The organism is Exiguobacterium sp. s130 (genome assembly GCF_018619055.1).
Lineage (GTDB): Bacteria > Bacillota > Bacilli > Exiguobacteriales > Exiguobacteriaceae > Exiguobacterium_A.
Genome location: NZ_JACSNI010000005.1, coordinates 203,043 through 223,188, shown reverse-complemented (window position 1 = coordinate 223,188; position 20,146 = coordinate 203,043). Strand labels below are relative to the sequence as shown.

The window sequence follows — 20,146 nt, the reverse complement described above, 5'->3', positions numbered from 1 at the left end:
CTTGCATGTATTAGGCACGCCGCCAGCGTTCGTCCTGAGCCAGGATCAAACTCTCCATGAAGTGTTTGACTTGCTCGTTGTTGTGACCGAAGTCACGATTGACGAAGCTTGCGCTTCATTCATGTTTGTATTCCGTAGAATACGATTTTTGCCTCATCGTTCAGTTTTCAAAGTTCGTCGTGTCGTTTTCAGCGACTTTAATAAGATATCACGGAATAACTTAAGCGTCAATCCTTTTTTGAAATCTTTTTTCTTTCCCGTCACCGTCCAGCGCGTGTTGCCCTGTCGACATGTATTAATATACTATCTCGGTATAATACCGTCAATAGTTTTTCTAAAAAAACTTTTGAAATCTTTTTTCTTCTATATATAGCAAAAACAATTCTAGGAAAAAGTAAAGCCGATCGTCATACGACCGGCTCATACGTCACGAGTTCGACTCCCGCCCCTTTAGTCGTTTGATATGAGATACGAATCAAACCTTTTCTCATGAAGAAATCGATTAAGCTGCTCAAATCTACTTTAACTTCTTGCAATCGTTCTTCTTCCATCAATTCATACATCGTCCAAGGATCCGTCCGTTCACGCATAATTTCGAATAAATAGCGTCCTCCCGATAAAACCTTGGACTGCAAAAGGTGCTCAAGCCCAATCAAAGCAAGATGAATACGTTGATCTAGTGTCTCTTCACTCATCAATAATTGCTCGTATAGTTTATAGACATCCGGGTCATCGAGTCGCGCCTGTTCCCAAACGACCGTTTCAGGATGTTTTCCTTTTTCGAGGACGGATAGCCGTGCCAGGTGATGCAACGCATGATGGACATGTGTATAGGCATCATAATGATGTCCGCGACTAAACAAGTTTCTTCCATCTTGGAAACGACGCAACAATTTAGCAAAGGAAATCGTCATCTGTAAATGTCGTTCCTCATCAGGAAAATCGAGTAGTTGTCTTTTTAAGTCAACTAAGTAATCGTTTCGTTCGAATACGATCGTCCCTTCAGCAATCCAGTGAATCGCGCGTCGATTGGCATTTAATAAAATCCATCGTGATAACACATCTTCATGTACGAGGTGTAACGACACCTTTAGTGTATTCAGTCGATAATGTTTGATCGTCCACTCGACTTCTGGGTCTCTCGTGATGACAACAAGAAGTGTATCAAATTGATCCGTCAGGGAATCCCGTGGTTGCCGTTTCTCAACAGCAATGATCCCTTGTGTTTCACGATAAGCCGCGTACTCCGAATAAATCGTTCGTGTTGCTTGTTCCATGTACTTCTCACCCTTCTATACGAACTCGTCGTTACCATTTTCGACAAAAAAACAAGCTTTCCTTCTTCAGGCAATCCCACTTCTTATGCTAGACTGACAACAGGGGGAATTCACTTGAAAAAACAACGTAAAAATAAAATAAACCGCGCGCGAAACTTAGCTATGTTTCTCGTCTTCGGTGGGATGCTCGTCATGTATGGCGGTCTATTACTCAAACAATTCGAGATCATCATGGTCTTACTCATGCTTCTCGGTTTCGTCATGGTTCTCGCCAGTACGGCACTCTATTTCTTGATTGGTCTGACATCAACGAAGGCAGCTGTCGTCACTTGTCCGAACTGTGGAAAAGAAACAAAAGTCCTTGGTCGCGTCGACTTATGTATGCATTGCGATGAACCACTGACGATGGATCCATCTCTTGAAGGTAAAGAATTTGATGAAAAATATAATAAACACAATAAACGAGCTCCCCGCTAAGGCAGCTCGTTTTTTTATTGGACATTCGATTGACAGTCCGGGCAAGTTCCGTACACTTCTAATCGGTGACGATCGACTTTAAAGCCTGTTAAGTGCGCCGCAACCGTTTCGACATCATCGAGCACAGGATAGTTGAAGTCAACGATCTTTCCGCAATTTTCACAGATCATGTGGTAATGGCGTGTCGTAACGAAGTCGAAGCGACTTGAAGCGTCTCCGTAATTCATTTCCTCAACGATTCCTTTTTCTCGAAACACGCGTAAGTTATTATATACAGTCGCCACACTCATGTTTGGAAAACGATGTTCGAGTGCACGATAAATCTCATCCGCTGTCGGATGCGTGTGTCCCGTCGTTAAATATTCCAAAATCGCGTGACGTTGTGGTGTCATTCGAACGCCTGATTCCCGAAGTGACTTCACGGCGTCATCCAGCATTTCGTTAGCCACGTCCATCCCCTCATTTCTATCTTTCATTGATTATCAGATTGTAATCTTTATAATTAGTCTACCTACAAATAGGCATTCCGTCAACGGCTCTGCACCGGATTTGACGTCCATGATACAATCATATCGTGATATTTTTCACGAATCATCGATTGGAGGAATCTTCATGTCTACCCACACTACTCGCCCTACTTCAGAGGCGTTATATGAAATCGCACAAGAGTGTATCGTTGGTGGCGTCAACAGTCCATCCCGTTCATTCAAAGCCGTCGGCGGCGGTGCACCTGTCTATATGGAAAGCGGAAAAGGTGCTTACTTTTATGATGTCGATGGCAATCGCTACATTGATTACTTAGCGGCCTACGGTCCGATCATCACAGGACACGGTCACCCCCACATTACGGAAGCGATCACACACGCTGCCCAGAACGGTCTTCTTTATGGCACGCCCCACCGTCTAGAAATCGACTTTGCACATAAACTACAAAAAGCAATTCCTTCGCTTGAAAAAGTACGTTTTACGAACTCCGGAACGGAAGCCGTCATGACGACGATTCGCGTCGCACGAGCATATACAGGTCGTGAGCTTGTCGTGAAGTTCAGTGGCTGTTACCACGGTCACTCGGATTTGATGCTGATCGCAGCAGGAAGTGGTCCAGCGACACTTGGTTCTCCCGATTCAGCAGGTGTCACGAAAGCGACGGCAAAAGAAGTCATCACGACACCGTTCAATGATATCGAATCATATCGTCAAATCATGGAACAATGGGGCGATCAAGTCGCTTGTGTACTCGTTGAACCAATCGTCGGAAACTTCGGTATCGTCGAACCGCAACCTGGATTCCTTGCTGCAGTCAACGAAATCACGCATGCTCACGGCGCACTTGTTATTTACGATGAAGTCATCACTGCATTCCGTTTCACATACGGCAGTGCACAAGAACTACTCAATATCCGCCCCGATATGACGGCGCTCGGCAAAATCATCGGTGGTGGTTTACCGATCGGTGCTTATGGTGGCCGTAAAGAAATCATGGAACACGTCGCGCCACTCGGTCCGGCTTATCAAGCAGGTACGATGGCAGGGAACCCAGCATCCATGGCTGCCGGTATCGCTTGTCTTGAATTACTTGAGCAGCCTGGTGTCTATGAAAAACTTGATCACCTCGGTGCCTTACTCGAACAAGGTGTACTGGAAGCAGCAAAACGTCATGACGTCACGATTACGATCAACCGTCTAAAAGGTGCCATGACGGTCTACTTCACGGATGAAACAGTCATCGATTACGATGGTGCAGAACGTGCAGATAGCGAGATGTTTGGACGTTTCTTCAAATTGATGCTGGAAGAAGGCGTCAACCTCGCTCCTTCGAAATACGAAGCGTGGTTCTTGACGACAGAACATACGGAAGCCGACATCACAGAGACGATCGCAGCAGTCGATCGTGCCTTTGCTCGACTTTAAGTCTCTTCACTAAAAAAGCAGCGCCCTCGCAAGGGGCGCTGTTTTTTGTTATTCGACGAGTTCCAGATTTTGAATGGCATACAGTTCAAAATAAGCGCCTCGTTTTTGCATGAGAACTTCGTGTGTGCCAATTTCCGTAATCTGACCATTTTCAATGACGACGATCTTATCGGCATCGGTAATCGTTGATAAACGGTGCGCGACAGTAAACGTTGTCCGCCCTTTTGCAAGACGTGCTAACGAATCTTGAATCATCGCTTCGCTCTCTAAATCGAGCGCACTCGTCGCCTCATCCAAGATTAGAATCGGCGGATTCTTCAAGAAGACCCGCGCAATCGCAAGACGTTGTTTTTGACCACCCGATAGCTTAACGCCTCGTTCTCCGACCGGCGTATGATAACCGTTTGGTAATCGTTCGATGAATTCGTGGGCATTCGCTGCTTTTGCTGCTGCGATGACTTCCTCGTCCGTCGCGTCCGGATTCCCCATCTTGATGTTCATTTGGACCGACTCACTAAATAGAATCGATTCCTGCATGACCATCCCGATCTGATCGCGAAGACCTCGCAACTTCAAGTCACGAATATCAACATCGTCAAGCGTGATCCGACCGGCAGACACATCATAAAAACGCGGAATCAAACTGACGAGCGTTGATTTCCCGCCACCTGACATCCCGACGAAAGCAATCCGTTCGCCTGCCTGAACGTCAAGCGTCAAGCGATCGATCGCCAGCTCACCGCCTTCTTCATAAGCGAAACTGATGTTTTCAAATTGAACGTTTCCGCGGACATCTTTCGGTTCACGCGCATTCGGTTTTTCCGTAATGTCATACGGCTCATCTAAAAACTCGAACATCCGGTCCATCGAGGCAATCGACTGTGTCAACGTCGTTGAAGAGTTGACGAGACGACCGAGCGGTGCATACAGACGGTCGATATAACCAATGAACGCGACCATCGTCCCAAGTGTCACTTGATTGTTCAAGACGAAGAACGCCGCCGTTCCGAAGATCAGGATTGGTGCGAAGTCCGTAATCGTCGAGACGACGACGTACGTCCGCGCATTCCAGTTCGTTTGACGAAGCGCTGCTTTTAAAAAGCCGTCATTTTGATGTTTGAACGCTTTGTTCTCGTGTGGTTCCAGTGCAAAACTACGAATGACTGCCATCCCGTTGACCCGTTCCGTCAAATGACCTTGTAGTTCCGCAAGGGCTGCCGAACGTTCCCGTGTCAATCCACGTAAGCGACCGTAAAAGAACTTAACGGCAAGGGCATAGAAGGGTAAAGGAATGATGGCGACGAGTGTCAACTTCGGATCAATCGTCCACATGATGGCAATGGCAATAAAAATCGTGATCATATCAAGCCATAGATTCATTAATCCTGTGACGACGAAGTCTTTCGTCTGCTCGACATCATTGATGATCCGTGAAATGACTTCTCCGGTTTTCGTATTCGAATAAAAACGAAGCGACAATTTCTGAACATGATCAAACAATCGGTTCCGTACGTCAAATAGAATCTTCGACGCTGACCATTGTGCGAGATATTGACGGACATATTCAAGCGGCGGCTTGACGATCAAGAAGATGAAGACACCTGCTCCGATCAAATACGCCAATTGCTTACTTTTTTCCGCCATTGGCATTGTGTTCCCGGTTAGGATATGGTCGATGATGTATTTATACAACAATGGAAGTCCGAGCGGGATCGAGAACTTGATGATCCCGACGAAGACCGTCAAGAGGATCTGTTTTTGATACGGCTTGACGAACGCCATATAGCGGCGAATCGAGCCTTGGTGCTTACGTTTTGCTTGTGTTGCCACGTGTTTCACTTCCTTCAATTAAAAAAAGACGATGGCGAACCATCATCTCCGATATCTTGTTTCATATTCACGATACCACATATCCACGAAAGCCGGGTTAAATGGACCCTTGCGACTACGAATCCACTGGATCAGGATTTGAACATTATCCTTTAAAATACGATCAATCGCCTTCGGATAGTTCATTTCACGGCGATGTTTCTCATATTCGTCCTCATCGAGGATCATGTAGGACATGTCAGGATACACTTTGATATCTAAATCATAATCAATGTACTTGACTGCTCGATCTTTCTCATCGAACGTAGAAGGTGATCCGAGGTTGCAGTAGTAGTAAATGCCATCCTCCCGAATCATACAAATGACATTGAACCAGAGTTCTGTTGAAAAATAACAGATTGCAGGCTCTCGCGTTCGCCACTGACGACCATCTGATTCACTGACCATGATACGATCATTGAACCCAATCAATTCTTCTTCCGTCGATTTCAGCACGAGCGTTTCTTCCCAAACTCTGTGTAAGCTCCCGTTATGTTTGAAACTTTGAATCTCAATCTTGCTACTTTCTTTTGGGAATCGACTCATGTGCTACTCCTTTCTAAAGCGTTTTTCTTCCATTCTGTTATACTCTCGTGCTTATTATACCCATTTTCAGAACACATGAAAAACGAAAGGGTATTTTTTCAGAAAAATGACGGAATTCAGCCTTGAAAGTGATTCAAAATCGCATTTTTTCGCTGTTTGAACATCGGTTTTAAGATGAATGCTTCAATGACGAAGGCGGGTAAGAAGGAGGCATACGTCACTTCATCCATGAAATAGACGCCAGATTCACGTTCTTCGACTCGGTGCACGTGGCACCAGGCACGAAACGGATACGGCACTTTTGTACCGACATCGACGAAGACATATTCTTCTACGAAAGGAATCCAAGACGTCCACGAGACAAATAGTGGTGAAACTCCGACACGTAGACGAATCGTGTTCCCGGCTCGCGTCCGTGTATCACCCGACGTCTTCACTTGCGGAAATACCGTCAATCGACTTAAGGCCTTGGCATCACTTAAAAAATCCCACGCTTGCTTCTTTGATGTATCGACACGCGTCTCAAATCGAAAAGTATGCATTAGATCTCCCCCTTCAATAGTCGATCAATCTTCATTTGGGCGACAGATACCGGATGCGTCGCATACGTTTCCTGATCAACTAGTATCGTCTGGTCCGGCTGTTCCGTCACGCGATAGACAGCAATCTCCCAAATCCGGTGCGAAAAGATGTGTCGAACATGCCCGATAAGCGTTCCGTCACGCGCTTCTTCTGCTTCTCGAAGTGGATATTGCCACATGCCAGCAAGCAAACCGGTCTCCGCCCGTTGTTCAATTGCGATTTTTCCGTCTGCTTCATAAACAAGAGCATCATACGGAATAATTTGCGTCTTCCCTTTCTTCGTCTTCACAGGTAGTTCTTCCTGTGCATTTCGATCATATGCAAAACAAACGTCTTGAACAGGACAAAGTCCACACATCGGAGACTTCGGTGTACAGACCATCGCGCCGAGTTCCATCAAGCCTTGATTGAAACTGGACGGATCAGCTGGATCAATCAATTGATGTACCGCCGCCTCAAACAATTTCCGTGTCTTCGGTGCAGCAATGTCTTCATAAATCCCAAGTACACGTGAGAGGACGCGCATCACGTTTCCGTCTACTGCTGGTTCTGCTTGCCCATAAGCAATCGATAGAACCGCTCCTGTCGTGTACGGACCGACACCCTTCAGTTGACTGAACAATTCCTTTTCGTCCGGAACGATCCCATCATATTTTTCAACAACTTCCTGAACCGCGATTTGAAGATTCTTGACACGGGAATAGTACCCTAAGCCCTCCCAATGTTTGAGCACTTCACTTTGATCCGCTTCTGCTAAATCATGCGGTGTCGGAAAACGTTTCGTGAAGCGCTCATAATACGGGATGACTGTATCAACGCGCGTTTGTTGAAGCATGATTTCACTAATCCAGATATGATATGGGTTTTTGGTTCTTCGCCACGGGAGATCCCGCTGTTCACGAAGGAACCAGGCAATCAGTTCTGTGGTAAATTGTGTTTTATTAAAGTTTGTGAAATATTCTTGAACGACAGTCAAAAGGTTACCTCTTTTCTCTTGGATACGATATATTTATTAAAAATTACTCGGCAGAACCTCGATGGATTCACCATCACGATTTTATAGAAGGAGCGAATTCGCATTGGATACTGGTACGCATATTGGCATGGGACTTTGTCTCGCCGCCATCTCGACGCTACACCCTGACGTCGCAGCGAGCACGACGATGTTTGCTGCCGTGACGACGACGGCGCTCGTCGGCTCACACGCACCGGACTTCGACACTGTCTTTAAGTTCAAAGGAAACAGCGCCTATTTGCGCCAACATCGCGGAAAATCACACGGATTGATCGCCTTACTCGCCTGGCCGTTATTACTTTCGATCGTCATCGGTACGTTATTCGGTATACCTCCGACTTCATTATGGCTAATGGCGCAGATCGCTGTCGCTCTTCATGTCTTCGTCGATCTGTTTAACGCTTACGGAACACAAGCCTTACACCCGTTCAAAAAATCCTGGATTGGTTGGGGTGTCATCAACACATTTGATCCGTATCTGTTCACGATGTATTATGCCGCGTTCGGGATTTGGTTATTGACGAAAGCGACGATCGTCATCTTCCCGATTTTAATTGCCATCGTCATTATTTACTACGCTGTTCAATTCAAGTTACGAAATGACGCGCTTGCGACCGCAGCGCGCTATTATCGCGGCGCACACAAGCTTTTCATCTCACCTGGCATGAAATGGGATGAGTGGCATGTCGCAGCACGTTTACGCGATGAGTATTCCGTCGTTAAGATCAACAGTGGAACCGTCGTCGAATGCGGAAACTTCCGGATCAAGGACGAACCGCATGGTGACGCCTTGTACGAAATTGTTAAACAAAACGCGGACTTGCAAGCATTTCTTGAGTTCTCGAAGATTCATACGTATACGGTCTCACGAAAAGATGGCATTGTCGAATACCGTTTCACCAACCTTCGTTATTTCACGAAGGAAGTCTATCCATTCGTTGCCGTCGTCAGAATCGACGCTGCTACACAAGAAATCGTCAGCTCCTATACCGGCTGGGTGTTCAGCGAACGGACTTTGCAGAAAAAACTGTTCATCCCTGCATTATAAAGACAAAGCTCCGCGCAACGGAAATCCCGATGTGCGGAGCTTTTTTCATTCGACGTTTCGACCTGTCATCAAATGCTTGAATTTTTCGTTCGTCGTATTAAATCGGTGTAACATCGCCCCATGCTGTTTAATCTGTTGCTCGACGAAATGAACTGCAACGGCTTCACCTTGATACTTCTCACCTGCGCGCGCGAGTGTTGCTTCGAAATCTTCCCAAAGCACTTCGACCCACGTCAGTGCTTCTTCCGGTGTCAGTACTTCATTCACTTGCAATAATTCTTCAGCCAATTGCTGAAGGGCTTGTTCTCGATTCGTCATGTCTGTTCTCCCTCTCCTGTGAATAATGCGAGCGGAATCGCGACTTCTTGAGCGGTACCTTCAAAATGTCCCCAACCCATGACGCCATTGACGAAGTGTAACTCAAATCGCGCCTCTTCTCCTTCAATTCGGTAAAAGGCTCCCCGTTCGAATCGTTTCGGATCGATCAAATAACTTTTCGCAATAGCGATTTTTCGCGTCACAACTTCCACTTCACTGACGTTCCCGTGTTGCTCCGCTTTTCGTTTTTGTTCACTTAATTTCGTGATCAACATCTCAAGTTCGTATTTCGATAATTGACTCATCCGTGTCTCCATTACAAAAACTCCCCCTCTTCGTTTTTCAGTATAAACGAAAAGGAGGAGAAACTGGATGGATTAGCTTGATTTCAATTCTAGATTCCGCTTACTTTGTAATGCATACATTTTCGCATAAATCCCGGACATCGCGAGGAGTACATCATGGGATCCTCGCTCGACGATCTGACCATGATCGAGAACAAGAATCTCGTCCGCATCCTTGATCGTCGACAAGCGATGGGCAATGATGAACGTCGTTCGTCCTTTCGTTAATGTCAGCAAGGCATCTTGAATGACCGCTTCCGTTTCCGAGTCAACACTCGCTGTCGCTTCGTCAAGAACTAGGATTGCAGGGTCAAACGCTAGCGCACGGGCAAAACTGATCAACTGTCGTTCCCCCGCTGATAACGTGGCACCTTTTTCGATGACTGGTTCATCGAGCCCGTTCGGTAAACGATCAATGAATCGATCCGCGCCGACGGCTTCGATCGCTTGTCGTACCCGTTCTTCGGAAATATCAGGATTGCCGAGTGTGATGTTCGAGCGAATCGTTCCTGTGAAGAGGAACGGATCCTGTAAGACGATCCCCATATGCTCACGAACCGCTTGTTTCGGTAAAGTCGTCACGTCCTGTCCGTCAATCAACAACTGTCCTTTTGACGGATCATAGAAACGCATCAGCAGGTTCATGATGGAGCTTTTCCCGCTACCCGTATGACCGACGAGGGCAATCGTCGCGCCAGGACGAGCATCGATTTGAATTTCACGTAATACGGGATTTCCCGCTTCGTAACTGAATTCGACGTCTTTGAAGGATACCGCTCCTTTAAACCGAGCAACGCGCCCTTGTTCGACCGGCTCGCCCTTTTCGTCGAGCAACTGGAACATTCGGTCCGCTGACACGAGCGCTTGTTGCAGCGGTGACAGCTGATTCATGATTTGAGTGACCGGTTCGAATAAACGGGACACGTAATCGATATACGCATATAAGATCCCGAGTGATAAAAACGATCCATTCGTCAGACTTTTTCCGCCGACGACCCAAATCAACAAGGCGAGCGTCAAGTTTTTCAAAAAGTAGGATAAGTTGTGTGACATCAAGGCATCAAGTCGTAACAACTTTGCCCGTGTCTGATAGTTCTCTTCATTCTTTTGTTCGAATTCAGCAAGAACTTCCTTCTCACGTGCATAAGCCTGAATGATCGGCATCGTCTGGATGTTCTCATTCAGTTGACCATTCATGTCGGCAACGAGGGAGCGGACCTTGAAGTTATTCTTCGTCGCGAGTTTCTGGAACAGCTGAATCCAGAAATAGACGATCGGAATGATGATCAGCGAGACGAGTCCTAAGCGATAATCGAGGAAGAACATCGCGACGAGAATCCCTGCCATCGTGATGATCCCCGAGAAGACCCGGGCGAGCACACCGAGATAAAGATCGCGAATCGTCTCCGTATCATTCGTGACTCGACTAACGATTTTCCCGATTGGCGTCTGATCGAAATAACGGACCGGTAACCGTTGCAGATGCGTAAAGACATCAAGACGCATCCGTTTAATGATTTTATGGGCAGAGCGTTGGAGCAAAATTTGTTGAATCCAGTTCAAACCAGCTGCTGCAAGCAGCAAAAGGACGTAGATCAACGATAACCAGCCAATCGCTTTTAAGTCCTTTGAATAAAAATCATAGACCTGCCCTTGTGTCAGCTTTTGAATACCGTCATACGTGTATACATCGTTTCCACGCGTGACCGTCAGCGTATTCCCACTAATTTTCCGTTCTCCTCCACTGACGACTTGTTTTGGTACGAACAAGTATCCCTTAGCCGTTTGGACGATCGAGACGGATTGAACGATTTCACTTTTAGATACGTCTTGTGCTTTGGCGAACTGACGACCATCATACGTGACCGCACCGTCCGCTTTAACTTCAACCCAGTCCTTTTCAATCGCAACAATATGTTCATCAATGATGACTTTGGCGATATACGGACCTGTCAATTCCGCTCCGACTGCTAATACGAGTAGAAACAATCCTAAGAAAATTGCTTTTTTCTCATGCATCGCATAGCGGATTAACGAACGGATCGTCGTCTTCCGACGTGCCGGATCGAGTTGATATAATTCCAATTCATTCATGCAAAGGCACCTCCTTACATCTCTTCACTTTGTCGCTCGAATTGTTGAGCGTACCAGCCATTTTGTGCCATCAGGCTGTCATGTGTTCCTCGTTCAGAAATCATTCCGTCTTGTAAGACGATGATTTCGTCCGCATGTGCCACTGCCGATAAGCGATGGGCAACAATTAATGTCGTGGATTGGTGGCGATTCGATCGAATCGAATCAATGATATGTGATTCCGTTTTCGCGTCTACCGCTGATAATGAATCATCCAGCAACAGCAACTCTGGTTTTTTTAACATCGCCCGCGCGATTGACAGACGTTGCTTTTGTCCTCCCGACAACGTGATGCCACGTTCACCGACCATCGTCTCAAGTCCTTGTTCCAGCGTTTCGATATCTTTTTCGAACGATGCGAGACGAATCGCTTCCTGCAATTCAGCTTCTGTCGCTTCACCTGCACCAAACAGAATATTGTCCCGGACGGATTTTGAGAACAGCAAATGTTCTTGAGAGACGTAACCCGTCCAACCGCGAACCGTCTCTAGCGCAACATCTTCATACGGTACGCCGTTGACTGTCAACATGTCCCGTCCGATTGGATACTCACGTAAGAATTGACGCAAGAACGTCGTTTTCCCGGATCCTGTTGGTCCGACAATACCGATCGTTGTTCCTTGTTCAATCGTCATATTCAAATCTCGTAAGACCGGATGCGCTGTTTCTGGATACGTAAACGTCAAATCGTTCATCTCGATCCGTTCAGGGCGATCGACGTGTTTCCGCGGTGTCGAAGCAATCAACGGTTTGACTCGCATCGTTGCTTCTAAACGATCAAGACTTGCTGTTCCGCGCTGGATGACATTGATCAATTCACCAAAGGCGTACATCGGCCAAATCAGCATCCCGAGATAGATGTTAAAGGCGACCAATTGTCCGAGCGTGATGTCGTTCGTAAAGACGAGATATGTCCCGAACGATAAGCCGATCAAGTAACTGAACCCGACGAGCAGCTTGATGATCGGTTCAAATAAGACATCGATTTTTGCGACGTGCATATTTTTCTCAAAAACATCCGTCGTGACATCATCGAACCGTTTAACATCGACTGGTTCTTGTACGAATGAGCGGATGACACGCAGTCCGGAAATCGATTCGACGACCTGGTCATTCATCGTTCCGAATGAATCCTGAGCCGTGATGAAACGTCCGTGAATTTGACTCCCGAGCTTATTCATCGCGTAAGCGAGAAGTGGCATCGGTAACAAGGCAGCAAGCGTCAGCTTCCAATCGATCGCTACCCCCATGACGACGAGCGTGATTGCCGTCATGTTCAACGAGTCGACGAGCGTCAAGACACCAAATCCGGCTGTCCGCTCGACCGCCTTTAAGTCGTTCGTCGCGAGTGCCATCAAGTCTCCCGTCCGATTCTTTTGATAGAACGTCGGCGTCAGTTTCAATAAGTGCGTAAAGAAGCGGCTCCGAAGTGTCCGTTCTAATAAAAAGGCCGTTCCGAATAATTTCGCTAACCATTGATACGTCAAGATGAAGGACACAATGGAGATGACCGTTAATCCGCCGACATACTGTAAGAGTGTCGTCCGGTCCATCGATCCTGATCGTAAACCGTCGATGACCTTACCGATCAGCCACGGTGGCGTTAAATCGATGAAGCCGGTGATGATTAACAAGATGACTGCTACGAGATACGATGATTTGTGTTCTTTAAGAAACCAACTCAATTGCTTAAATAAACGCATGAGGGTCCCCCCTTTACTGTAAAATGAAGTACTTTTTCCGAGCACGCAAAAAGGCATACGGATTTCCGGATGCAGTCCGAGAATCAGTATGCCTTGAAATGGGCATGATCCATTCTTGTTCGTCTGCGCGCTCGGGAGACGAATCCCCTTGCTCGCACATGAAATGAATTACTTAAACGCGCTCAAGAGTCTCCGTCGTATTCAGCTGTTGGATATGAGTGAAACCAATTGGCTTTTTCATAGGACGGTTCCTCCTTTTCTTAGTCTGTGCGTAGAATAGCACAATTGTCGGATAATTGTCAATTTTTCGTCTTGCTTTTATTATTCCGCCTCTTCTTCTTTGACTTGTTCAAGGACTTGAGCTGCTAAACCGTATGGAAATCCTTTTCGAACAAGTGCTTGCTTCACCTTTTGTTCACGCTCGAACGGTTCAAGTTGCCGATATTTCGGATAATACTTACGCGCTTGATAAAGGGCCGCCTGTTCTTCTTCGTCACCTTCTTCAGCTAAAAACACCTCTTCTATGCCCGCTTTAATCAAATCGGACGAGAAACCACGTTGCATAAGCGTTAATTGTAATTTTTGTGTCAGTTCCCGCACGGATCGTCGTTGAAGCTCTTTTTGTTTTTGCCGCAAAAACTTCAGGACTTTTTCGTATTCCTCTTCATCAGTAAACGTCACGATCGCTTCATCAATCGCCGTCTTTGGTATCTTCAATGCCTCAAGGTCGCGGCGAATCCGTCCCGGTCCTTGAGGTGTCGTCGCTTTTTTCGTTGCCGTATAAGCAAGTGCGAACTGTTGATCATCCAGATAGCGTTGCTCCGTCAATCGCTCGATTGCATGTTTGATCGCATGCTCCGGTGTCTCTTTCTCCGTTAAATAGGCGACGACTTCACTCGTCGCCCGCATGCGGTACGATAGATGATTCAACGAGAGACGATATGCTTTTTGCTGTTCTTCAGCCGTCAACACTTCCTTGACGAAGTCGTCATCGAGTTCCTTATCGCGTTGCAGATTGTATTTAATTAAGATATCGACGTCTACGGCAAAGGCATACTCTTCTTTGCCATCACGCTCGACATAGATATTGAATCGTTCGCTGTTCTTTTTCTGCGTCGAGATCCGTTTGATCTTCATGTCGTTCCCTCCCCTAACCTGATTCGGTAGTTCTACGATATCATGAACAGGCAGGTCTATGTTTGAGTGAAACCATGGAACGGGAACAAATGGAAAGAAGCTACTTTTACTTATTTCAAGGAGGATGGATTACATGAACATTGCGATTACCGGTGGAACCGGTATGATTGGTCAAGCCTTGACGAAGCGTTTGCTCGAGCAAGGACATCACATCTTTATCTTGACGCGTCATCCGAAAGCGAACGATGCGCATATCACATATATCAAGTGGATGACAAAAGACGCAAAGCCGGAACAGCACTTAGAGGGCGTCGATGCCTTCATTCATCTTGCTGGTGCTTCGATCAACGATGGACGTTGGACGGATGAACGCAAACGTGCCATTCTCGACAGTCGCGTCAGCACGACGAAGGAACTCGTCCGGATCGTTGAAGCACTCGACCAAAAACCAGACGTCGTCTTATCTGCTTCTGCGGTTGGCATTTACGGACAGGATCGGCATCAGACCTTCTCTGAAGATCATCCCCTTCCACCGACCGCTGACTTCTTAAGTCATGTCTGTGTCGCATGGGAAGACCTTGCTCGCCCGATTGCTGACGCCGGCATTCGACTCGTCCATCCACGAATCGGGGTCGTCTTGACGAAAGCCGGTGGCGCTTATCCGTTAATGCGTCTCCCTTATGTCTTGTTTGGTGGTGGGACGATGGGCGACGGAAAGCAGTGGGTCTCCTGGGTCCACATCGATGATCTAGTCGAGTTATTCCTATTCGCGCTCGAGACCCCGACAGTCGAAGGACCGCTGAACATCACTGCTCCTCATCCGGAGACGATGCGGCGTTTCGGACAGACGATCGGAAAAGTCTTACATCGCCCACACTGGCTCCCGGCGCCACGCTTCGTGTTAGAACTTTCACTCGGCGAAAAGAGTACGATTGTACTAGAAGGAGCTCGTGTCGTTCCGAAAAAAGCGCTCGAAAACGGATACAAGTTTCGGTATGCTGAACTAAAGGATGCGTTACGAGCAATCGAGCATTCAAACTAGTACAGGGGTGGACGATACTTGGATATCTTGATTCGAAATGCACATATTTATCCGATTACTTCGGACAGTTTTTACGGTGACATCCGCATTCGTGATGGGAAAATCATTGAAATCGGTGAATTACTGGATCATTTAGAAAGCGATCAAGTCATTGAAGCAGAAGGTCACTTTTTATTGCCCGGTTTTATCGATGCCCATACACACCTTGGATTATATGATGAAGGTACCGGAACAGTCGGAAATGATGCGAATGAGACGATTTTCGCGATGACACCTCATCTTCGTGCCATTGATGGCGTCTACCCGCTTGATGAAGGCTTTAAGGAAGCCGTCGAGCATGGGATCACGACCGTTCAAGTCATGCCCGGTAGCATGAACATCATCGGTGGCGTCACGAGTGTCATCAAGACGCACGGACGGTTCATCGATGATATGATCCTGCGAAAGTACGCGGGTCTGAAGGTGGCACTTGGTGAAAACCCGAAACGTGTCCATAGTGCTGGTCGTGCTGGTGAACTGACACGGATGGGCATCATGGGGATGTTGCGCGAAGCCTTTCTTGAAGTTCGGACGCAGCCGGTTTCTGAAACGTTCGCCCATCAAATGATCAAACGGGTCCTTGATCACAAGATGCCGCTTCGTGTACACGCACATCGAGCAGATGACATCCTTTCTGCTATCCGTTTTGCGGAAGAGTTTGATCTTGATTTACGCATCGAACATTGTACGGAAGGTCATCTCGTTGCAAAAGAGATGGAACAGCTACCGATCGAAAAAGTGACGGTCGGTCCAACCTTTACACGAAAATCTAAAATCGAACTGAAGAATAAAACATGGGAAACGTATCGAGTTCTTCACGAACATGGTCTTGAAATCTCGATTACGACCGATCATCCGTACACACCTGTCCAGTACTTGAACCTTTGCGCCGGTCTTGCCGCACGAGAAGGTCTACCGGTCGATGTCGCTTTACGCGCGATCACGATTCATCCAGCCCGTTCGCTCGGTGTGGACGATCGGGTCGGATCGATTGAGATCGGAAAAGACGCGGATCTCGTCTTGTGGAGTCACTTCCCACTCGACTATTTAGCGAAGCCGCTCATGACGATGATCGATGGAAAAATCATTTTTGAACACGCTCAACTGAACTTGACTTAATCCGCCCCCCGCTAGGTGTTTTTTACACCTAGCGGGGGTTTTAAACGCTTATGGAAAACATCTTGTTTTTGTATCTTTTTTCACAAAAATTATTTTCTTGCAATTTTAAAAAAAGAAGGTAATATTATCTTATCCGACAACTGAAGAAGGCATACCATGCGCGGTTCAAACGAGTCAGACAGGTAGCTTTCGACAATCATTCTTGCGGTCCTAAAAGGAGGAATGGAAGTATGCTCAAGCAACGGGAGCTGAGCGACTGCGCTGATTTGTTCGAACTGATGCAGCATCAAGACGTATATCCGTACGTCCGCCAAAAAACACGGTACTTTGATGAATTTCTGTTTACTACAAAGCAGGCAATCGAAGAGGAAGAACGTGGCGAAATCGTATCACGTACTATCCTAGATGAATTCGATCAACCGATTGGTACGATCAGTTTACTCGATATCGAAGGACAATATGGGTTTCTCGGTACATGGTTAGGTAAACCGTATCATGGTAAAGGATACAATCATTTAGCGAAAGAAGCCTTTTTCTCTGAGCTGTTCTTCGATCTTGGATATGAGAGTGTCTTCATGAAAATTCGCAAAAGCAACATTCGGTCACAAAAAGCAGCTGAAAAATTGCCGTATGCATTTTGTGCGGATGAGTTGCGCCCTGCGCTTCTTGAGCAATTGAATGCTGGCGAGACGCAGTTCACGCTATATGAAGTCTCAAAATCTAGTTTCCACATGTACATTCATGGTCGGGAACTCGAAACACTATACGATCATCAACAACTCGAAGCATGAGAGCCTTGTCTCTCATGCTTTTTTGCGTCCACGCATGCGTTTATAAAGTTTGAAATGGTATGATAAATAAGAAAAATTATCTTTATGGAAGAAACCTTTTCTTCTACAGGAAATGGAGCGAAGACTAATGCCAGAATCGTTTAATATTCTCGTAGTAGATGATGAAGCACAAATGCGTGACCTTCTCGTCTCGAATCTCGAAAAAGAACACTACACGACGATGACAGCTTCTAACGGACAAGAAGCGATCCATCTCATTCAACAAAATACATTCCATCTCGTTCTACTCGATGTCATGATGCCGGAAATGGACGGCTTGACAGCCTGTATGCGCATCCGTGAGTTCTCAAATGTTCCGATCATCATGCTGACGGCACGTTCGGACGAGCTCGATCGGATTCACGGTCTGAAAATCGGAGCTGATGACTATATTACAAAACCATTCAGTCCCCGAGAATTGCTTGCTCGTATCGAAGCGACTCTTCGTCGTTCTCACCGCTTTACAGTTGATCAATCTTCTACTTTAACGCTCGGTATGCTTGAACTCGACACTGAAAGTCGGAGTGTCCACGTCAATGGCAAGCCGGTCAGTCTGACGCGTAAGGAATTTGATTTGTTACATCTGTTTGCTCAAAACAATGATAAGGTCTTTTCTCGCGAACAGCTACTCGATCAAATTTGGGGTGCGGATTATATCGGTAACTTACGGACGGTCGATACGCATATTAAAACACTTCGCTTAAAGCTCGGGGAAGCCGGTGGCTCGATTCAAACAGTTTGGGGCATCGGTTATAAATTCGAGGAAGTATGATTAAGCGCTATACGATCCGGCGCCGGATTTGGATTACGATTTGGTTTACAAGCGTTTTTTCTGCCATTTTATTTGTCCTGCTGACGTTTTATCTCTACGACCGGTTCTATCTTCAGACGCAAGAAGATATCTTATTGAACCGTGGGGAAAAGCTAATCAACATTTACAAATCCGAAGGCTTATCTGGTGCTTTTTATGATGGGATGACTTATACGAATGAATTGACGGAATCGAAAGTCTTCTTCATCGATTTTCTAAAGAAAAATCCGGCAGGACTCCGTTTTTTGACGAATGCGGACATCGAACAGCTTCGTAATGGTGAGACTGTCGTCTCGAGCCGGACCCATCCGATTGAAGGAACGGATATTCTAATGACCGGATTTCCGATCATCGAAAACAATCGACTGGTCGGTACGCTAATCTTGTACCTGGAACTTGGACAAATCAGTGAACCGTTCCGTCCACTCCGCCTGATGATCTTCTTCATGATTGGGCTGATCGTCTTGAATCTCGTCATCTTTGGTCGTCAGATTATTGATACAATCATTCGTCCGTTAATCGATATGAAGCGCGCATCAACGGTTTACGCGCAAGGTGACTTTGATTACCGGATTCCGATTCAATCGGATGATGAGATTGGCGAACTCGCAGAAACTCTGAATAAGATGGCGGAATCGCTTGGGGAAGTCGACGAGCAGCGGAAGGAGTTCCTTGCGAACGTCAGTCATGAATTGCGGACACCTCTCTCCTACATTCGTGGCTATACAGAGATGATGCAGGATGATTCGCTGGAGGAAGAAAAGCGTGCGCAATATTACCAGATCATCGAACGGGAAACGGAACGTCTGCAACGTCTCGTCAATGATCTGCTCGATCTCGCTCAACTTGAGCGCGATTCCTACCCGATGTCGAAGCAACCGCTCGTCTTCAGTCAAGTACTTGAGGATGTCATCTACCGGATGGAACCAATTGCTCAGTCGAAAGGGGTCACGTTCGTGATGCATCTCGATCCGGATCAAATCGTCTTAGGCGATACAGACCGTCTCGAGCAAGTCTTCGGCAATTTACTCGATAACGCCTTACGGTACACGCCGCCTGGCAAACAGATTTTCTTGTCGACTGAAACGATCGGCGACCGGACGCATTGCCTTATCCGGGACGAAGGAGAAGGCATTCCGGAAGAGCATCTTGATCGATTGACAAAACGCTTTTATCGCGTCGATAAATCACGGACGCGGAAAGATGGCGGAACCGGTCTTGGTCTTGCGATCACGAAACACATCATCGATCGTCATGATGGAACGATCCGGTTCGACTCCGTTCTTGGAGAAGGAACGACTGTTCACATCGAGTTACCACTTCTTCCGGATGAAGAAGATGGATTTGAATGATGGAACAACATGTCATCCAAACCTTTGAACTCTTCGGACCGTTCGCTCCGTTCGTTAGTGTCTTGATCGGCGTCGTCGTCAGTGTACTTGGTGTCCTACCGAGTACGTTCGTCACCGCTGCGAATCTCGTCTATTTCGGATTATGGATCGGCACATTGCTTTCTTTCACCGGTGAAGTCTTAGGTGCGGTTTGTGCGTTCCTAATTTACCGACAAGGACTGCAGTATGCCCTTCGTCGCCCGCTTCCAGATCGAGTCAATCGTTTGCAACAAAAGCTCCAAACACAACAAGGACATGAAGCTTTTTGGACGATCATCTTGTTACGGCTGTTACCATTTGTCCCGTCAGGCATCGTCAACATTGTCAGTGCTGCTAGTGGTATTTCCGTCTTACTCTTCCTAACTGCGAGTACGATTGGAAAAATTCCAGCGATGTTAGTCGAAGTGCTCGCTGTCCATCAATTCTTGCAATTCTCGTCCATCGTCCAATGGTCGATAGCAGGCGTGGCACTCGTTGGTTATCTGATTTATCGTAATCGTCAAAAACGAGCATCATCGATATAAAACTACAGGTTGTCTGAAAGGAAGTATCGT

The 20,146-nt window shown here is 46.7% G+C and carries 20 protein-coding genes and 1 rRNA gene; 9 read left to right on the top strand and 12 right to left on the bottom strand.

Annotated features, from left to right (window positions below):
• Both HZS85_RS13650 and HZS85_RS13645 read right to left on the bottom strand, forming a co-directional pair.
• Positions 1-61: ribosomal RNA gene (locus HZS85_RS13650) — 16S ribosomal RNA — on the bottom strand; the annotation flags it as partial.
• Positions 62-407: 346 nt separating this feature from the next.
• The gene (locus HZS85_RS13645) at positions 408-1,277 is read right to left on the bottom strand and encodes a nucleotidyltransferase-like protein (protein WP_035412741.1); all 870 of its coding nucleotides are present in this window, start codon (positions 1,275-1,277) and stop codon (positions 408-410) included.
• A 114-nt stretch (positions 1,278-1,391) separates the two neighbouring features.
• Between HZS85_RS13645 and HZS85_RS13640 the strand changes: the two genes are divergently transcribed.
• Positions 1,392-1,754 (top strand): DUF2614 family zinc ribbon-containing protein, encoded by a 363-nt coding sequence (locus tag HZS85_RS13640; RefSeq protein ID WP_029340912.1) that lies wholly within the window; start codon positions 1,392-1,394, stop codon positions 1,752-1,754.
• A gap of 14 nt (positions 1,755-1,768) precedes the next feature.
• Here the strand turns inward: HZS85_RS13640 and perR are convergent, their stop codons facing one another.
• Positions 1,769-2,191 carry a peroxide-responsive transcriptional repressor PerR gene (gene perR / locus HZS85_RS13635; protein ID WP_369792039.1) on the bottom strand — a complete coding sequence of 141 codons (423 nt, stop codon included), beginning with the start codon at positions 2,189-2,191 and terminating at the stop codon, positions 1,769-1,771.
• A gap of 175 nt (positions 2,192-2,366) precedes the next feature.
• On the opposite strand from perR, the gene HZS85_RS13630 reads away from it, so the two are divergent.
• A complete protein-coding gene (locus tag HZS85_RS13630) occupies positions 2,367-3,665 on the top strand; it encodes a glutamate-1-semialdehyde 2,1-aminomutase (protein WP_214856518.1) in 1,299 nt (432 codons plus the stop codon).
• Between the two features lie 48 nt (positions 3,666-3,713).
• Here the strand turns inward: HZS85_RS13630 and HZS85_RS13625 are convergent, their stop codons facing one another.
• The 4 genes from HZS85_RS13625 to mutY all read right to left on the bottom strand — a co-directional run bounded on the left by HZS85_RS13625 (position 3,714) and on the right by mutY (position 7,638).
• On the bottom strand, positions 3,714-5,447 hold the full coding sequence (locus HZS85_RS13625) for an ABC transporter ATP-binding protein (protein ID WP_214856525.1): 1,734 nt from the start codon (positions 5,445-5,447) through the stop codon (positions 3,714-3,716).
• Between the two features lie 90 nt (positions 5,448-5,537).
• Positions 5,538-6,080: a nucleoside tri-diphosphate phosphatase gene (gene ntdP / locus HZS85_RS13620; protein ID WP_023467311.1), complete on the bottom strand. Its 543-nt coding sequence runs from the start codon at positions 6,078-6,080 to the stop codon at positions 5,538-5,540.
• Between the two features lie 116 nt (positions 6,081-6,196).
• Positions 6,197-6,622 carry an SRPBCC family protein gene (locus HZS85_RS13615; protein ID WP_035412732.1) on the bottom strand — a complete coding sequence of 142 codons (426 nt, stop codon included), beginning with the start codon at positions 6,620-6,622 and terminating at the stop codon, positions 6,197-6,199.
• Positions 6,622-7,638 (bottom strand): A/G-specific adenine glycosylase, encoded by a 1,017-nt coding sequence (gene mutY / locus HZS85_RS13610; RefSeq protein ID WP_214856517.1) that lies wholly within the window; start codon positions 7,636-7,638, stop codon positions 6,622-6,624. Before mutY ends, HZS85_RS13615 begins: the two co-directional genes overlap by 1 nt.
• Positions 7,639-7,741: 103 nt before the next feature.
• On the opposite strand from mutY, the gene HZS85_RS13605 reads away from it, so the two are divergent.
• The gene (locus HZS85_RS13605; RefSeq protein WP_214856516.1) at positions 7,742-8,725 is read left to right on the top strand and encodes a metal-dependent hydrolase; all 984 of its coding nucleotides are present in this window, start codon (positions 7,742-7,744) and stop codon (positions 8,723-8,725) included.
• Positions 8,726-8,770: 45 nt separating this feature from the next.
• On the opposite strand, the gene HZS85_RS13600 is transcribed toward HZS85_RS13605, so the two are convergent.
• From HZS85_RS13600 to HZS85_RS13580, 5 genes are all read right to left on the bottom strand, one after another.
• Positions 8,771-9,043 (bottom strand): YfhJ family protein, encoded by a 273-nt coding sequence (locus HZS85_RS13600; RefSeq protein WP_023467307.1) that lies wholly within the window; start codon positions 9,041-9,043, stop codon positions 8,771-8,773.
• Positions 9,040-9,360, bottom strand: a complete 321-nt coding sequence (locus HZS85_RS13595) for a DUF1811 family protein (protein ID WP_214856515.1) — start codon at positions 9,358-9,360, stop codon at positions 9,040-9,042. Before HZS85_RS13595 ends, HZS85_RS13600 begins: the two co-directional genes overlap by 4 nt.
• Before the next feature lie 60 nt (positions 9,361-9,420).
• Positions 9,421-11,481 carry an ABC transporter ATP-binding protein gene (locus HZS85_RS13590; protein WP_214856513.1) on the bottom strand — a complete coding sequence of 687 codons (2,061 nt, stop codon included), beginning with the start codon at positions 11,479-11,481 and terminating at the stop codon, positions 9,421-9,423.
• A 14-nt stretch (positions 11,482-11,495) separates the two neighbouring features.
• Positions 11,496-13,223, bottom strand: coding sequence for an ABC transporter ATP-binding protein (locus HZS85_RS13585; RefSeq protein ID WP_214856512.1), 1,728 nt, complete (start codon positions 13,221-13,223; stop codon positions 11,496-11,498).
• A 321-nt stretch (positions 13,224-13,544) separates the two neighbouring features.
• Positions 13,545-14,360 carry a RecX family transcriptional regulator gene (locus HZS85_RS13580; RefSeq protein WP_214856511.1) on the bottom strand — a complete coding sequence of 272 codons (816 nt, stop codon included), beginning with the start codon at positions 14,358-14,360 and terminating at the stop codon, positions 13,545-13,547.
• A 133-nt stretch (positions 14,361-14,493) separates the two neighbouring features.
• Between HZS85_RS13580 and HZS85_RS13575 the strand changes: the two genes are divergently transcribed.
• From HZS85_RS13575 to HZS85_RS13550, 6 genes are all read left to right on the top strand, one after another.
• Entirely contained in the window at positions 14,494-15,402 is a 909-nt protein-coding gene (locus tag HZS85_RS13575; protein WP_214856510.1) for a TIGR01777 family oxidoreductase, read from the top strand.
• Between the two features lie 18 nt (positions 15,403-15,420).
• Positions 15,421-16,560 (top strand): amidohydrolase, encoded by a 1,140-nt coding sequence (locus HZS85_RS13570; protein WP_214856509.1) that lies wholly within the window; start codon positions 15,421-15,423, stop codon positions 16,558-16,560.
• A 230-nt stretch (positions 16,561-16,790) separates the two neighbouring features.
• Entirely contained in the window at positions 16,791-17,351 is a 561-nt protein-coding gene (locus HZS85_RS13565; protein ID WP_214856508.1) for a GNAT family N-acetyltransferase, read from the top strand.
• A gap of 127 nt (positions 17,352-17,478) precedes the next feature.
• Complete coding sequence (locus tag HZS85_RS13560) at positions 17,479-18,162, top strand: response regulator transcription factor (protein WP_214856506.1); 684 nt, start codon at positions 17,479-17,481, stop codon at positions 18,160-18,162.
• Positions 18,159-19,553, top strand: a complete 1,395-nt coding sequence (locus HZS85_RS13555; protein ID WP_214856505.1) for a sensor histidine kinase — start codon at positions 18,159-18,161, stop codon at positions 19,551-19,553. The genes HZS85_RS13560 and HZS85_RS13555 overlap by 4 nt, the downstream gene beginning before the upstream one ends.
• Positions 19,550-20,116: a TVP38/TMEM64 family protein gene (locus HZS85_RS13550; protein ID WP_214856504.1), complete on the top strand. Its 567-nt coding sequence runs from the start codon at positions 19,550-19,552 to the stop codon at positions 20,114-20,116. The genes HZS85_RS13555 and HZS85_RS13550 overlap by 4 nt, the downstream gene beginning before the upstream one ends.
• Positions 20,117-20,146: the final 30 nt, after the last annotated feature.

What these genes read in the sequence shown, in the direction of transcription:
- HZS85_RS13590 (WP_214856513.1), bottom strand. Translation starts at nt 11,481, where the DNA reads ATGAATGAATTGGAATTATATCAACTCGATCCGGCACGTCGGAAGACG.
- HZS85_RS13645 (WP_035412741.1), bottom strand. Translation starts at nt 1,277, where the DNA reads ATGGAACAAGCAACACGAACGATTTATTCGGAGTACGCGGCTTATCGT.
- perR (WP_369792039.1), bottom strand. Translation starts at nt 2,191, where the DNA reads ATGCTGGATGACGCCGTGAAGTCACTTCGGGAATCAGGCGTTCGAATG.
- HZS85_RS13555 (WP_214856505.1), top strand. Translation starts at nt 18,159, where the DNA reads ATGATTAAGCGCTATACGATCCGGCGCCGGATTTGGATTACGATTTGG.
- HZS85_RS13550 (WP_214856504.1), top strand. Translation starts at nt 19,550, where the DNA reads ATGATGGAACAACATGTCATCCAAACCTTTGAACTCTTCGGACCGTTC.
- HZS85_RS13615 (WP_035412732.1), bottom strand. Translation starts at nt 6,622, where the DNA reads ATGCATACTTTTCGATTTGAGACGCGTGTCGATACATCAAAGAAGCAA.
- ntdP (WP_023467311.1), bottom strand. Translation starts at nt 6,080, where the DNA reads ATGAGTCGATTCCCAAAAGAAAGTAGCAAGATTGAGATTCAAAGTTTC.
- HZS85_RS13560 (WP_214856506.1), top strand. Translation starts at nt 17,479, where the DNA reads ATGCCAGAATCGTTTAATATTCTCGTAGTAGATGATGAAGCACAAATG.
- HZS85_RS13580 (WP_214856511.1), bottom strand. Translation starts at nt 14,360, where the DNA reads ATGAAGATCAAACGGATCTCGACGCAGAAAAAGAACAGCGAACGATTC.
- HZS85_RS13630 (WP_214856518.1), top strand. Translation starts at nt 2,367, where the DNA reads ATGTCTACCCACACTACTCGCCCTACTTCAGAGGCGTTATATGAAATC.
- HZS85_RS13575 (WP_214856510.1), top strand. Translation starts at nt 14,494, where the DNA reads ATGAACATTGCGATTACCGGTGGAACCGGTATGATTGGTCAAGCCTTG.
- HZS85_RS13600 (WP_023467307.1), bottom strand. Translation starts at nt 9,043, where the DNA reads ATGACGAATCGAGAACAAGCCCTTCAGCAATTGGCTGAAGAATTATTG.
- HZS85_RS13565 (WP_214856508.1), top strand. Translation starts at nt 16,791, where the DNA reads ATGCTCAAGCAACGGGAGCTGAGCGACTGCGCTGATTTGTTCGAACTG.
- HZS85_RS13625 (WP_214856525.1), bottom strand. Translation starts at nt 5,447, where the DNA reads ATGGCGTTCGTCAAGCCGTATCAAAAACAGATCCTCTTGACGGTCTTC.
- HZS85_RS13595 (WP_214856515.1), bottom strand. Translation starts at nt 9,360, where the DNA reads ATGGAGACACGGATGAGTCAATTATCGAAATACGAACTTGAGATGTTG.
- HZS85_RS13585 (WP_214856512.1), bottom strand. Translation starts at nt 13,223, where the DNA reads ATGCGTTTATTTAAGCAATTGAGTTGGTTTCTTAAAGAACACAAATCA.